Source organism: Streptomyces sp. NPDC037301 (genome assembly GCF_055602785.1).
The window spans coordinates 51839-65780 of sequence record NZ_JBVJWD010000037.1; the positions used below are offsets into that span (position 1 = coordinate 51839).

Here is a 13942-nt window from a genome sequence, read left to right on the forward strand (position 1 = left end):
CCCGGAGCGACCTGAGTAGAGGAGAACCATGACCACTGCGACACCCCCGATCCCCGTCCACATCCTCGACGAGACAACTGTGCACATCCACGGAGAGCCGATCGCCGTTCCTCCAGGAGTGGACCCCGATCAGGCCGTCATGAGCTACCTCCACCTGGAGGCGGCCGGCGTCGGACACCCGATCAACGCCCAGATTGACGACCGCCGCTACGGCGTCGAGGCCGCACTCACTGTCAACCCAGACGGGACCACAGCCACTGCCACAGCCACCCGAGCCGCTGCGACGTCGAACACACAGCAGCCCGAGCCAACCAGCCAAACCCTCGCGGACATCCACACACTCGTCGTTCAGGGCAACGTCGAGGAGGCCATCGAGCGCACCAACGGGCTTCTCCTCCGACTCTCCGCCGACCCCTCTCGCGGTCCTGAACACACCGACACGCTGGAAGCAGCCGAAACACGCGCCCACCTGGCGTGGATCAAGCGGGACTACACGTACGCCTACCACACCTGGAGTTGGATCGCCGCCACCTGGCGTGAACGCCAGGGCCCCTGCCCGAGAAACCCGGTCCACAACCACACCCTGTGCCGCCACATTGCCATCACCACAAGTAACGCCGCCAACGCATGGATGCAGCTCCCCGCTCAGGAAGCCACCGAAGCCGCCGGCGAAGTTCTCGCTCTGCTGGAGCGACACTCCGGGAGCTCGAACACGCCCGCCGCACAGCGCATTCGCTTCCGCTTTGCGGAACTGGCGGCGCAGAAGCCTTGACAGCACGGTAGTCTGACGCCTCCACGACTAGCCCGCGTCGCCGGCAGGAGGACCAGATGGTTCATTTCGTCACCGGGTTGATCCGCAACAGTGCCCTGCTGATCAGCTACGTCGCGCCCTTTCTCCTGATCGCAATGGGGCTGGGCACCATCGGCTGGGTGGCCGCGAACGAAGGGCCCTCGCCCAGAGTGCTCCCCGGGCTCGCCCTCGTTGCCCTGGGGCTGGCCATCGCCCATCTCGGAGCGCGAATTCGCCGCAGGCAGGCCGGCGGCACCGTGGCATAGATAGGCACCGGACCCCAGCGGTCGATTCAACTGAGACGTCGCTCCTGCGCGGCAGCGTCCCGTCGCTGGGCTTCGCGCAGAGCCAGTTCGCGTGCTCCCACAGCACCTGAGGAATTCCCCGAAGCCCTACGTGGCTGACGTGCGATGTCGGGCCGGTTGAGTCGCTGCCCGGCAAGGCGATATACAGCGGACTCCACACTCGGGGCAACAGAGAGAACCTGGAGGAAGAGGCGCCGGTCGGAATTGTCCAACGGATCCTGCAGGCGGTAGAGAACGCAATAACGGGGCGGGGGAGTCGAAGCCGAGGGCTCCCGGGCGGGAAGGTGCGCACCACTGACCGCAGTGATGTTCCGCCAGCCCGGATCGTGCTCATATGTGTCAAAACGCAGCACGCGGCAATCGCTGAGATCCGGACTTCCCGCGCGTGCCTCCAGGGGGCGGCCGACAACCTCACCCCGAACTAACTGCCCGATGCGCGCCAGAGCGATGTCGCGCAACTGTACGTCCTGCTCCATCAGAGCCAGGATGTCCTCGCGCACGGCCGGATGGTGATTTCCCCGATAGCGTGTTCGCTCCCGCTGCATGGCCCCTGCCCTGGTCGCGTCAGACCCGGCCTACGGCCGGTCAGCTGTCCCGTCGCCGCGGACCCACGCGGCGAGGTCCTCGTCCGATATTCCATCGCCCGGGCCCGGTGCATCACCCAGTCGCTCGGCTGTACGCAGCGCAAGGGCCGCAGAATCCAGCTCTTTGACGAGCCGCCGGTACCTGGCGACAGGCAGGAGCACGGCCTCGGCAACCCCTTCGTCACCGATGTAGACGTCGGGTGCCTTCTCGCCCTGTTCCCGACAAGTGCGGACCAAACCCCGAAGCAGAGCGGCCGCCTCGCCGGGCGAGTTCACATCCTGCGATTCATCCATGCGGCCACCGTAACCGTCATGTGCCCGCACCGGTATCGCAGCGACCAGCACGTTCCGCGGGACGGGAGGTCCAGGCGGCGCGCGAGGCTACCTCTGGGCGGATCGCCAGACCGAACGTGTGAGGCACGGCGAAGTCCGCGCTGTGCAGGCCCTCGCAACAGATGGGTGTGGGCGCCTGGCTGAGCTCGGCGAGGGCGCGGTGCAGGGAGCAGGAGTGTCGTTGAACTGTTAGAACGCCCGGACGGAAATCCCGCCCCAGGGGAGGTTCGCGATCCCTTGCACCGCCCGGCGGGAACTCGGCCAAGCGGCCTTGCCACCCCTGGCGGTCAGCGCGAACTGTTGAAGGACCGGGCGCGACGCCGCCACCGCCCCCCTGTGGTGAGCGTCGCGTCCGGCACCGCGCCCGCCCACGACACTCAACCCGTACAGGAGCTCCTGCAGATGAACGTGCTGGAGAAGTGCTACGCCTACACCCGAGCGGACGAGGTCCGCGCCGCAGACTTCTACCCGTATTACCCCGTCCTCGACGGGACAGATGAGGGCGGCGTGGCACGCCTTGACGGACGGAGCATGACCAACCTGGGTTCCGGCGACTACCGCGGCTTCACCCTCCACCCCAAGGTGAGGCAGGCGGCACGCGAGGCCATTGATCACTGGGGAACCTCCGCAACCGACAGCCGTCTACTCAGTGGCAACCTCGCTTTGCACGAACAGCTCGAAGGGGAGCTCGCAGCCTTCTATGGCGCCGAGGCGGCTCTCGTCTACTCGGCTGGCTACATGGCCAATCTGGGTGCCGTCTCCGCTCTGGCGGGACGGGGCGAAGCCGTCGTGCTCGACCAGCAGGCCCACGCCTCACTGATCGACGGAGCTCAGCTCGCCAAGGCGCGGGGCGCGACAATAAGGTTGTTCGCCCACAACGACGCATCCTCCCTGCACCGCACGCTCACCGAACTCAGCACAACGCCCACACTCGTCTGCGTCGACGGCCTCTACAGCATGGAAGGGGACGCCGCCCCACTGCCGGACCTCCTGCAGATCGCCGACCACCACGGCGCGACCCTCCTGGTCGACGACGCGCACGGCCTGGGCGTGCTCGCCCGAGGCCGCGGAAGCATCGCCCACCACGCGCTCGACGGTCAGATACCCCTCACCACCGTCACTTTCAGCAAGAGCCTTGCAAGTCAGGGCGGCGCAGTCCTCGCTGACCGAAAGGTCATCGACTTCCTGCGCCACACAAGCCGACCGGCCATGTTCTCAGCCGGACTCGCGCCGGCCAGCGCCGCCGCAGCCCTCACTGCGCTGCGCCTGCTGGCCAAGCAGCCCACCACGCCCCGCGCCCTCGCCCTCGCGACCCGCCTGCGCACCGCGCTGGCGGAGATGGGCTACAGCGTCCCCACGGGAACCGGCCCAGTCATCCCAGTTCGATTTGCCGACGAGTACATGCTCCTTCTCTCTCACCGCATGCTCACCAACCACGGCATCTACAGCAACCCGATCCTGCCGCCCGCTGCCGAAGGCCCTCAGCTGCGCCTCGCAGTCACCGACACCCACACTGATGAGTCCATCACCGCGTGCCTTGAGGTCTTCGCGCATCTCCGTGACGACCTCGTCGAGACCCCCGCCGCGTAATCCAATCAACCGACCGGTGAGGCAAACAAATTAGCCCCTGTTCTGGTGACGCGCGCCAGCTCCCGAATCGGACACCACCTCGCCCACGCCCTGCTGGCGCGGCCACGACCTGGTGCTCGTCACGTGCAGCGCCGAAACACTGCACTCTCTCCCTCACGAGCTCTCCGCACAGTACAAGACCCAGGCCGACGCGCTCCCCGCAGACCTCACCGACCTGGAGACCGCGGCCGATGCTGCGAGAGCCACCGACATCCTCATCAACATCGCCAGCCGTGCCAACTCGCGGCTAATGCGGCGAGAAACCACTTCATCAGAACGGGGTCTCCTTATCCCCGCAGCACGTCACAGCAACAGCCTGGCGCCTCTGGCCACCGGCCCCGGCAGCACCCGGCGGCCGCAGCAGGGACTGAAGCGAATGACCGCGGAATCCAGAGGAAAGCCGCACTATGGGGGGCACCCCCAACAAAGGACGAAGGGACAGGACCCCGTGACGGCATCCACCGTGACCACCATCGACCCCCGCCCCGCCAGCCGAACGATCACCGTTCGCGTCAGCCCAAAAGGGCGGCCCGGCGAAGGGATCTTGCAGGTCACATGTGACGCCAGCTGCCGCACCGACCACATCCGCTACCAGGAGACCGACCGCGCTCGACAAGCCGCGCGAAAGCACATTGCCCACCACGCACGCCGACTCGGCCAACCACGAGCTGACGCCAACTGCCAGTGCAGGACCCAGGACTGCTCCTGGCACGCCGAATCCAACGTCGAACGATGCGCAGGCGGTGTCTGCCTCGTCGTGGTGACCGACCTTCACGGCCGCGTCTGGCAGCTGTCACAGACCTGCGCTTCTTGCACTGCGGTGATCCGGCGCGTGCAGATCCTGGACACGTCGGTCCGCTCGCGAGGCACTGGCAACGCAGACCAGGCAGCAGCCCTCACCCCCGCTGTAGCAACCTCAAACCCCCGGGCCGTGGTCCCCGGCGGATTCACCGCACCCCCCGACGCACACGATCCGTCCGTACCCGGGGAGCAGCGCCGAGGCCTTTCACGCCCACGTCGACAGGGGCGGGGACGACGCGTGGCGACTGACTAGGCCTCGGGGAACGGCAGAGCCGCCCTCTTCCGTGCCCTCTCTGGAGGTTCTGTTGAGTAGTCGCATCGGTGGCGCAGCCGCACCTGTCCGCGTCGACGTCGGTGGGCGCTGCCGGGGCCGGGTGGGAACTTCAGGTGACCTCTCCCTGGGCGTCGGGGCGGGCGCAGTCCTTGCGGGGCAGGATCCGTACTGCGCCCCGACCACCCCGACCCATGCTCCCCAGCGCCGCACTCTGACTCCGAGCCGGGGGCCGTTGCCGCTCGTCATGCCTCCGTAGCTACCGCCCCTTTGTGCTCCTTCAGGCCGCAGTCGCGCAGCACCGACAGACGGGCCCCGGTACGCCTCGACCAGCCTTGACGCCGGAGACGCCGGCCCGGATGAGTCACGGGCGATGGGTGCCCACACCTGCACGGAAGCCCCTGGGCGCCACCGGGCCAGCCGTTAGACACGCCGTCCAAGTCGGCCTGCGGCAGTGCGATCTCATCGGACTCACCGTTGTTGGGGCCCTTGTAGTCGACTTTCCAGCGCAGGGCCACATACATCGGCAGCTCCGGGGGCTTCAGGTCCTGCACCACACCGTGCGAGGGTTCCCGCCTTCCGAAGCCACGCACACACCCGCGCGAGCACCCTGGCCACCAAGCACCTGATCCAGCCTCCGACTCCGCGGCGAGTGTGAGGCGCCGTGGATCGATGTCGCCTCTAGCCGACTCACCGTGGCCCTCGAGGTTCATCTGAACGCGCGATGCTCCCAGCAGCCCTCTGACACCGCGGTAGCCGTGCCGCGAGGCGAAACGCCCTTCGTAATTCGAACCACCTCAGGGGAAAGCGATCTCGCGAAATCCGCAGGGCGGGAGCCACGGACTCCGCCCATAGACACGGCCTGCAGATACCTCAGAGCCTAGGACGCGTCACCGACGAACTCCACGGCTACGCCGCCCCATGGCCTGCGGTTTCGAGCACGGCCATGTCGGGGCGCACTGAGCGGGGGACAACCCACCATGGCTTTCACAGCGCTTCACGCGGCACGCGGCCGTCTGGACGGCACACGCGACGACCTCGGCGTCGACTGGTCATGGACCGCCATTCACCGCAGCCGCCCTCAACTTGCCTGCGTCGAATGTGGCCACAGCATGCGAGCCGAGAGCCCAAACCCCGGCCTGCGCTTCTTCGCCCACACCCCAGGCGCCCCCGCATGCAGCCTCAGCAACCACGAGTCCGTCGAACACCACGTGCTCAAACAGGCCCTCGCCCAGGCCGCGCGCGACGCTGGTCATCATGCCGACCTCGAGGCCAGCACCCCCGGTGAAGGAGAGTGGCGGGCCGATGTCCTAGTTACCTCACCCGACGGGAATCGCCGCACGGCGCTCGAAGCTCAGGGCCCCCCAATCACCACCGAAGAAATCCTCCGACGCACCAGGGGATACCGTCGCGACGGCGTCGACGTCGCGTGGTTCACCACATGTGACCACGACCCCCTCTGGCTCGACAACGTGCCCGCCGCGCGCATCCAAGCACCAGCGGAGCCATCAGCAGAGTGGCTGCTCCCCGCAGCCCACCAGCGTCTCACGACGACCGACTGTCGCTGCGGCCCATCATGGGACCACCCACTTCACCTCCGGTGGTCGGCGCACGAACCCATACTGCTCAGGGAGTTCCTGAAGGACCTCCTCACAGAACGCCTCATCCACCACACCCAGCTGGATCCCCATACCGGGCACCGATTCCGAGGCTGGGCGACGACGAGGGACGCACAGACCGACGCAGACCATCTTGAGAGACTCGCGGCCACCACAACGACGGACAAAAGGCCCCCACTTCTGAAAGCAGCCACAGACGCGCCTCACGACCTCTCGACCACGACAGCAACAGGCGAAGCCTCTGACCTCGGCCGGCTCCTGGACGCCGCGAGGCGCTGGGGCCACCGATCCACCGGCACCGCCTGCCACATCGAAGTGTCGACAGCCAACTGGCTGGCCGGCGGACTCATCCTCACTCCCACACCAAGGCAACCGGGAGCAACGAACGACTCCGTCACCGCCGTGGTCCGCCCTCACCCCCCGCGCGTCAACTGGGACGGACCTCTGTGCCAGGTCCCTGTGCTCGTCGGATCCGCAGAAGAATTCTTCACCCTCAAGCGGGACGCGCCGCCTGCCGCGCAAATCCTCGTCGTCTGACGGAATCGCCGCGGCCCGACAGGGATTCCACGCAGCCCACGGCGTCCACGGCAGTTCCATGCGCGACAGAGAGCAACCTCAGCGTTGATGTGACACCGCAAGTTCTACGACCGATGATGAATCCGTGGAGGGGCTCAGTGAGCGACGTATGGGTGGCCACTAACACCGAGAACGGCCAAGACTCCCTGCTGCACGCGGATCTCATGCACCAAGGCCTGATCATGTACGAGCAGCGCAGAGTCTTGTACGTGCGCGTGGAAAACCCTGAGGGCGGTCCGCTTACGCGGCTCGTGGAGAGTCCCTCGGCACTCCGTATAGGCACCACCTACACCGAGGCGCCACCACCCATGCCACCCGGGTTTCAGGCCGACCTTGTGGAGGCCCTCCGCCGGGCGCGGGCAGCGAGAACCGAGAGAGACCCGGTTCTCATCGTCCGTGCGGAAGTCAGCGATCAGCACGAGTGGGGATGGACGGTGTACCGGTACGAGGAGTTCCTCGCCCGCCAGGCCGTCAAGGCGTTCCGGACCACGGAACGCGGCTGACCAGCGCACTCGGTGGCCCCACAGCACCGCGCGGTGTCAGGCACTGTGCGCTGCGGGAAGCCACGGGTGCGCGCGGAGGCCAGCAGGAGAAGTCGTCCGGCAGAGGCGGACTTCTGTGGTGCAGTGTCCTGGCGAAGCAAGGGTGCGCAGATAGGAAGACGGTTCCGATGCGTGGGTGAGTCCTGTGTCGGCTCGCAGGTCGGTGACCAGTCCGGGTCGGCCGCGCCGACTGGTAAACGGGGCTCCGCCTCAGCGGCGCGCCTGTGCCGAGAACCGCCCGGGCTGGCGGATTCGTGCTCCTGGGTTCGGGCCGTGGGAGATGATGTTGCCCGTGACCAACGGGGACGTCTCATCTCGCCTGGCGGCTTTGCGCGGCCGCTGTGTTGCTCAGCGGACCTCGTCGGATCGGGGGCGTCGCGGTCAGCGGTGATTCGGGCGCTGTGAACCTTGTGGTCGGCTTGTGCCCGGGCGTGGGAGCGCCGACTGCCGCTCCCAATCACTGCCGGCAGTCAGTTCTCTCACCTGTACCTGGGACTGGGTGGCGGCTTGGGGGGAAGTAAGGGCTGGCGTGGTGCCTGAGCCGGGCCCAGCTGCGGTGAGCGGGGAGGCGAAGAGCGGACATCCAGGTCGTACATGTGCTGCTGTCCGATCGACCTGAGCCGGTCGGCGGAATCTTCTATGAGCTGTTGCGCGACCGTGCGGATCCGGTCCGCGGAGGTTTCCACGGCCGCCGTGGTGACCGCCCCGGCCTTACGTAACTCGCCTTTCTCGTCGTAGAGGGCGCGATAGTGTGCGGTAGCTGCCTGGGGATACTCGGGGGCTATCGCCGCTGCCACGGGCCTGTCGAACGATACTTCGTGCACGATGTCCTGGCGCGTGCCGCTGCGCCAGACCATGCCGGTCAAGTTGATGCCGATGTCCGCGGGATCTGTGTACTCGACGTACTCCGCGGTCGACTTGTACTGGGGCATCCCGTCGCCGTTCAGTGGCAGACCTTGGTAGACGACATGCGTGGCCGACCGCGGAGAACCGCTACCGAGGAACAATTCCTGCTGGAGGACGTCGTCGAAGGCTGTGTGAGGGTCGGCGTTCCAGAAGCCGGAGAAGTCCATATTGCGGGGCAGGTTCCCATGTCCGATGTGGGACAGCAGCGCGTGTGCCCGGTCTCCGGCGGGCCGGTCCGGACTGTGAACGTACCGATGCAGCCCCGGGGGCAGATACACCAGCTGCCCTGCATACAAATCCTGTCGGGCGGGATGCAGAACCGGGGCAACCGACCGGCTCACGTATACGGAGTCATAGCGATGGAACTCCTCTTCCAGTTGCTGCCCGTACCGGTACTCGGCCTCACGGTTGCCCAGCAGCCCGTACTCCCTGTTCCAGTCCGCGTTACGTTGTCGGTCGGCGCCGACGCGGGACGCTTCGAAGAACGCCGCCCACTCCTGAGGCGGACGGTTGTGAATGTTCCGCCCGGGCGCGGGTTCCCGGTACCGGTTCCACCAGTGGGCTCCATCGGGCGTCCGCCGGCCGTGGTCAATCCACGCGTCCGGGTACGCCTCATACACGGCGTTCATCATCATCGTGGCCAGACCCCGGCCCTGGAACTCTGGGTAGACGAACAGGAGGGTGATCTCCAGGGCCACAGCGTCGGGATGGGTGTAGAAGTCGATGTTGCCGACGGCACGCCCGTTGCTCACCGCGATCACGTGGCGGCCCGGCCAGCGGTGTTCGGGCTGCCCCTTCCAGTCCATGAAACACAGCGACACAGCTCCGCCGGGGGCCGGTCTCGATGCCACGGGATCAGGGCCGGGGCGCCCGGGTCGGACGGGAGGCGACCACCCGCGCCTGCACATCACCGTTGCCGGGCAGCGCTCTCAGCAGCGCTTCGGCCTCCCGTGCGATGCGGCTACGAGCATCACCGGGGGAGAGATCCGGCATCTGGGAGAGATCAACCTCAGCCACGGCCTGGAGGGTCACCGTCACCATCGAAGAACCGGCTGCCGGCCCCTGCTCGGGATGGGCAAGGACGTCCACGACACATCTCACGTCGCCGCGGGCATCAGGGGCGTAAGGGGACGCGTAGCGGATCTCGGCGCCCCCGCTCAAGAGAGCCATGAGCCGGTCAACCTCATCAGGCGGCCCGGTCATTTCCAGACGGGTGAACGATGGAGCAGGGAACGGCGAACTCAACTTGACTCAACTCCCTTAATGTCAGCGCTGGAACACAGCGTAGGCTTCCTGGGGTTTTGGCACGGGGCTCCACCCGATTCTCGGCCGGCACCCTGACCCTCACCCGCGACGGCCGCGTCATCTGGCAGCACCCCGGGTACTACGACGACTACATCCCCACCGAAGGCACCACCACGGACCCGGAAGTCGTTGACCGCGTCCCCTGCCTGATCGCCTCCGGGAGCCGGGAGCGCTCCTGCGACCCCACCGGCCAGCAGACCGCGCACTTCACCATCACCGCCCAAGAACACAATGCCTGACCTGACCGTGACGGAGCTGGGCCGCCGCCACGGGGTGGCCCATTCCACGGTGGCCCGCGCCTTAGCGCGAGCCACCGGCCTGCGAGCAGAAGGCCACCAGGTCCCGGCCCCGCCACGGCCGGTCAAACCCAGGTAAGCCCCAACTGTGCTACCCGACCGAAAAGATGGACGCATGGTGGCTGCAACGCCCGCCACAAGGCCGTCCGAGCAATCCCGTACCCGCCACACGAGCGATGACTTGAACCCCAGAGTGTGTCGTCTCATTGTGATCGCAGGAACGGGATCCACCGCAGGGCATTTGACCTGCGATGCAAGGTGAACAATGGTTGGTGACTTACTGTGATGCGGGTATCACCCGGCTCTGTACTGCTGGCAGGAGTGTTCCCGGGGGCGCCTGCCAGCATTGGAGACGGTGCGGTTACTGGCCGGGGCTGACGGCACGGAGGCCGGGTCCAGACGGCGACGCAGTGCTCCAGAGCGGTGTCGCCTCTTCCGCCACGATCGTCATGCCGCGCCCGGCCGGCGCGGATTCACCAGCATCGAAGCCGACGTCCTTCCCATGCTCGCACGCGACAGGCTGGGCACGCTGATGGTGAGCGCGCACCGCGGGCCCATGACAGACGGTTCGGATGAGGCCGTCATCCCCGTTGCGCCCCCAGCCAGGTGATTTCTCAGGACGATGTAATGAGGCACGTCACGGCAGCCCGGACGAGTTCGGCGTGTTGGACTTCGCACGAGGTCTCGCCCGGCTTTGAGGAACCGCACCGCATGCTCGTTTCATCCGGAGGAAGACCACCACCGCGCTCGGCACACGGTACGACGGTTGGATCGCCCCCATACCTCCCTTTGGTGTGGACTCGCCCAGTTGCCAGTTCTGCCCGAAGGCCATGTCTCTCGGTTTCGACCGCCGTGCAGGACCACTGTGCTGGTCCGCTGTCACATTGCCGGGGCGCGTCGGTCCTTGCCTGCAGAGCCGCCCGACCTGTGCGGGAGGCCGACGACTGCTCCCCGCCGGTATCGCCCTGCCTGTCGATTGCCTCCAGCACGTCGACCTTGGTCCGGGTCTCAAGTTCGGCGGAGTTGGAAGTTCTCACCCCAATGACTCAGCACGTCCCTGGGCCGACATGGCCTCCGGTGAGGTCTGCGCCGCGCACCTGATCCGTCCCCTCCTGAGGGAGGTTGGGATTGCGTCTCCCGCCCTCCGGGAGACGCAAGGCGTAGGGCTGGCCCTGCGTTGTCGCCATCAAGGCTGCCCCTAAGTCTCGGACCGGACACCAGTTCATGTGGCCTGACTTGAAGGAGGTCCAGCATGGCGTTGATGAGCGTGCGTCGCACCTTGCCCGCCATCTCCATTGCGACGGTCCTAGCTATCGCGGCCGCAGTCCCGGTCGCCAGCGCGGCCACGGCCGGTCCGGTTGGCGCGGGTGCCTGCCAGGGCCTCTCCGACCCGCAGCACAAGACGGTGAAGGTCGCTGCCCTCAACCTTCGGATCGGACCCGGCGTCGGCTACCGGGCCAAGGGATCCCTCGCACGGGGGGACCGCCTGTTCGAGGAGTGCTACCGCGACGTCAAGAAGGACCGCTGGTACCACGTCAAGCTCCTGGCGAAGTCGCACAACGGCCTGCCCAAGGGAGCTACGGGATGGGTCAACAGGAAGTACGTCCGCGACACGTACTGATCAGCGGGCGCACGTCAGTGGGCCTCTGACGGTTCTCGTTGCTCCGCTTCAACCTTCTATTCGCCCGCATCGTGCCCATCGCGATCAGGCGACCAGCGCTCTTCCACACCGAGAAGGACAACAACCATGAAGCTTCGCACTCCCGCTCGACTTGCCGCCTCGGCGGTTCTCGCACTGTCCGTATCCGCGGGTGTCGCCGCGACCAGCGCCCCGGTCGCCAGCGCAGCGGAGATGCCCTGCAAGCCGCGCGTGTACTACAAGGTCAACACCAACGGAGTCAACTTCAGGACCGGGCCGGGCACCAGCTACACCGCCAAGGGCCTGCTCTACAAGGGTGATTGGGGAAAGAAGATCGCCACGAAGGGCTCCTGGATCAAGCTCCAGCTCGGCCAGAAGTCCAGGAGTGGCCTGGCCAAGAACTCCACCGGGTGGATCGCCTCGAAGTACGCGTGGGACTGCGTGCCCGTGCAGCTCGACTAGGCCACTGACCAGGAAGTTCAGCCACGGCGACTGCACGCCCAGTGCCGTTCGACATCAACTGACCACTCATCGACACCAGAAGGAACGCAGCATGAAGCTCCGCACTCCCACCCGCCTCGCGGCCTCGGCCGCACTCGTGCTCGCCGCGACAGCGGGACTGGCTGCGACCACGACATCGGCGGCCAACGCCGCTAGCGAGCCGACCTCCTGCACGACCCGGTTCGCCGACCACCCCGGAACGATCAACGCCAACGCGTTCAACTTCCGCAGCGGACCCGGTTCCAGCTACTGGAGCAAGGGCTACCTTTACAAGAGCGACAAGATCACGCTGAAGTGCGCCCGCGGCGACTGGTACTACGGCACCCTCACCGCCCGCTCGAAGTCCGGCCTCCCCAAGAACACCAACGGCTGGCTCCACCGGAAGTTCCTCCTCCACCTGGCCTGACCACCCACCAGGATCACCGGCAAGCTGTAGGTTCCCAAAACTTGTGGCCAATTCTCACGAACCGTGGCCACTCGGTGGCCAGCGCTGAGACTTCGCAGGTCAGCGACGCGCTCTCGGTGGCAAAGGCCGAGGATTTGGACACAGCCGTGAGAACGAGCGGCTGGCCACGGCGTGAGACACCGCAAGAAGCCACAGGTCACAGTCTCGCCGTAGGACATGAGCGACGAGAACCTACACAAGCTTTTAGGGTCCCGAATCCCGTGTCGGAATCCGCGCCGCGCTGTCGGATCCATGTCGGATCCGCCACCGACCCGGGAAGCCACAGGGGAAACGACTCTGCCCGAGCCCGTATCGGCGCGCGGACCGAGGAAATGGACACAACAGCGGGACTGGCCCTGTGGACGCCTGTCGGGACGGCCGTAGAAGCCGCTGTTCAGAGCGATGCCGGTGGACATCCAGCCCCGGAACCTACAACGAAACAACCGCCCCTCTCCCCGAAGGATGTTGTGTCTATCTCTCCCATTTCGCGCCCGCCCCGCTCCCGCCACATCCGGCGCGTGGCCACGTCGGCCGTCGCCCTCCTCGCCGCGGCCGGCGCCACGCTCGTAAGCGTGCCCACAGCCTCCGCCGCCGACTCGTCGAGCTGTAACAGCGGCACGTACGGGTTCAACGGCCACATCAACACCAACTCGGTCAACCTGCGCAGCGGGCCGGGCACTTCGTACTCGTCGAAGGGCCTGTTGTCGAAGGGGACCAATACCTACTTCTACTGCTACAGGGACTTCGGCGCCAATAAGTGGTCCTGGGACTACATCAAGGTCACATCGGGCCCCCACAAGGGCGTCAAGGGCTGGGTCCGCGGCGACTACAACAACTGGTTCTAGGCGCCCATGCCGCCCCACCGTTCACATGGGGGATCCCACCTGCCGTGTCCAAGTCCCGTTTCCGCTGTTCACGCGCTGTGGGATCCGACACCGGCCCGGGAAGCCACAGGAGGAACGACTCCTTCCAAACCCGTATCGGCGCGCGGATCGAGGAGGGGGCCCCGTGGACGCCTGGTGAGAAGGCCGCAGAAAGCGCTGTTCAGAGCGATGCCGGTGGACAGCCAGCCCCGGAACCTACACAAGCCGTGGGATCCCGTTCTTCATGTCCGCATCCGCGCCGGGATGGAGTAGCCGTGTCCGGTAGGGCGCCGGCACTGGAATCCCCAGGCGAAGCGCTTGCTCCTGCATTCGGTCGGGAGCGGGCCCAGACGACAGAGACACACGGCTCGGGGCGATAGCTAGATCGCGCAGGACGGCACGCTTCCGACCGTCGCAGATACCGCAGCGGTCGTCGACAGCCGGCCTTGGAACGGCATCGGCCAGGGGTTTCCTCCCGGCCACCCTGCCCAGGGCCGGCAGCCGATGTGCTCCCTCTTGAAGTCCGAATCCCAGTGA

Annotated in this window: 14 protein-coding genes; 10 read left to right on the forward strand and 4 right to left on the reverse strand. The window is 66.6% G+C overall.

Annotation, left to right across the window (positions count from 1 at the left end; genetic code table 11):
- The first annotated feature begins 28 nt into the window (after nt 1–28).
- The gene (locus ACZ7IB_RS36660) at nt 29–772 is read left to right on the forward strand and encodes a hypothetical protein (protein WP_470918666.1); all 744 of its coding nucleotides are present in this window, start codon (nt 29–31) and stop codon (nt 770–772) included.
- A gap of 56 nt (nt 773–828) precedes the next feature.
- The gene (locus ACZ7IB_RS36665; protein ID WP_470918667.1) at nt 829–1056 is read left to right on the forward strand and encodes a hypothetical protein; all 228 of its coding nucleotides are present in this window, start codon (nt 829–831) and stop codon (nt 1054–1056) included.
- 26 nt (nt 1057–1082) lie between these two features.
- Here the strand turns inward: ACZ7IB_RS36665 and ACZ7IB_RS36670 are convergent, their stop codons facing one another.
- On the reverse strand, nt 1083–1595 hold the full coding sequence (locus ACZ7IB_RS36670) for a hypothetical protein (RefSeq protein ID WP_470918669.1): 513 nt from the start codon (nt 1593–1595) through the stop codon (nt 1083–1085).
- Between the two features lie 75 nt (nt 1596–1670).
- On the reverse strand, nt 1671–1973 hold the full coding sequence (locus ACZ7IB_RS36675) for a hypothetical protein (RefSeq protein ID WP_470918671.1): 303 nt from the start codon (nt 1971–1973) through the stop codon (nt 1671–1673).
- A 375-nt stretch (nt 1974–2348) separates the two neighbouring features.
- Here ACZ7IB_RS36675 and ACZ7IB_RS36680 point away from each other — a divergent pair, with 375 nt between their 5' ends.
- From ACZ7IB_RS36680 to ACZ7IB_RS36690, 3 genes are all read left to right on the forward strand, one after another.
- Complete coding sequence (locus ACZ7IB_RS36680) at nt 2349–3602, forward strand: aminotransferase class I/II-fold pyridoxal phosphate-dependent enzyme (RefSeq protein ID WP_470918672.1); 1254 nt, start codon at nt 2349–2351, stop codon at nt 3600–3602.
- 2223 nt (nt 3603–5825) lie between these two features.
- On the forward strand, nt 5826–6869 hold the full coding sequence (locus ACZ7IB_RS36685; RefSeq protein ID WP_470918709.1) for a competence protein CoiA family protein: 1044 nt from the start codon (nt 5826–5828) through the stop codon (nt 6867–6869).
- Between the two features lie 137 nt (nt 6870–7006).
- A complete protein-coding gene (locus ACZ7IB_RS36690) occupies nt 7007–7411 on the forward strand; it encodes a hypothetical protein (RefSeq protein WP_470918674.1) in 405 nt (134 codons plus the stop codon).
- Between the two features lie 518 nt (nt 7412–7929).
- Here the strand turns inward: ACZ7IB_RS36690 and ACZ7IB_RS36695 are convergent.
- Nucleotides 7930–9162 (reverse strand): GNAT family N-acetyltransferase, encoded by a 1233-nt coding sequence (locus tag ACZ7IB_RS36695; RefSeq protein WP_470918676.1) that lies wholly within the window; start codon nt 9160–9162, stop codon nt 7930–7932.
- A 49-nt stretch (nt 9163–9211) separates the two neighbouring features.
- On the reverse strand, nt 9212–9526 hold the full coding sequence (locus ACZ7IB_RS36700; RefSeq protein WP_470918678.1) for a hypothetical protein: 315 nt from the start codon (nt 9524–9526) through the stop codon (nt 9212–9214).
- A gap of 131 nt (nt 9527–9657) precedes the next feature.
- Here ACZ7IB_RS36700 and ACZ7IB_RS36705 point away from each other — a divergent pair, with 131 nt between their 5' ends.
- The 5 genes from ACZ7IB_RS36705 (at nt 9658) to ACZ7IB_RS36725 (ending at nt 13387) form a co-directional block, all read left to right on the forward strand.
- A complete protein-coding gene (locus ACZ7IB_RS36705) occupies nt 9658–9900 on the forward strand; it encodes a hypothetical protein (RefSeq protein ID WP_470918680.1) in 243 nt (80 codons plus the stop codon).
- 1309 nt (nt 9901–11209) lie between these two features.
- Nucleotides 11210–11578: an SH3 domain-containing protein gene (locus tag ACZ7IB_RS36710; protein ID WP_470918682.1), complete on the forward strand. Its 369-nt coding sequence runs from the start codon at nt 11210–11212 to the stop codon at nt 11576–11578.
- A 126-nt stretch (nt 11579–11704) separates the two neighbouring features.
- Nucleotides 11705–12058 (forward strand): SH3 domain-containing protein, encoded by a 354-nt coding sequence (locus ACZ7IB_RS36715; protein WP_470918683.1) that lies wholly within the window; start codon nt 11705–11707, stop codon nt 12056–12058.
- A 91-nt stretch (nt 12059–12149) separates the two neighbouring features.
- Nucleotides 12150–12503, forward strand: a complete 354-nt coding sequence (locus ACZ7IB_RS36720) for an SH3 domain-containing protein (protein WP_470918685.1) — start codon at nt 12150–12152, stop codon at nt 12501–12503.
- Between the two features lie 557 nt (nt 12504–13060).
- Complete coding sequence (locus ACZ7IB_RS36725; protein ID WP_470918687.1) at nt 13061–13387, forward strand: SH3 domain-containing protein; 327 nt, start codon at nt 13061–13063, stop codon at nt 13385–13387.
- The last annotated feature ends 555 nt before the right edge of the window (nt 13388–13942 follow it).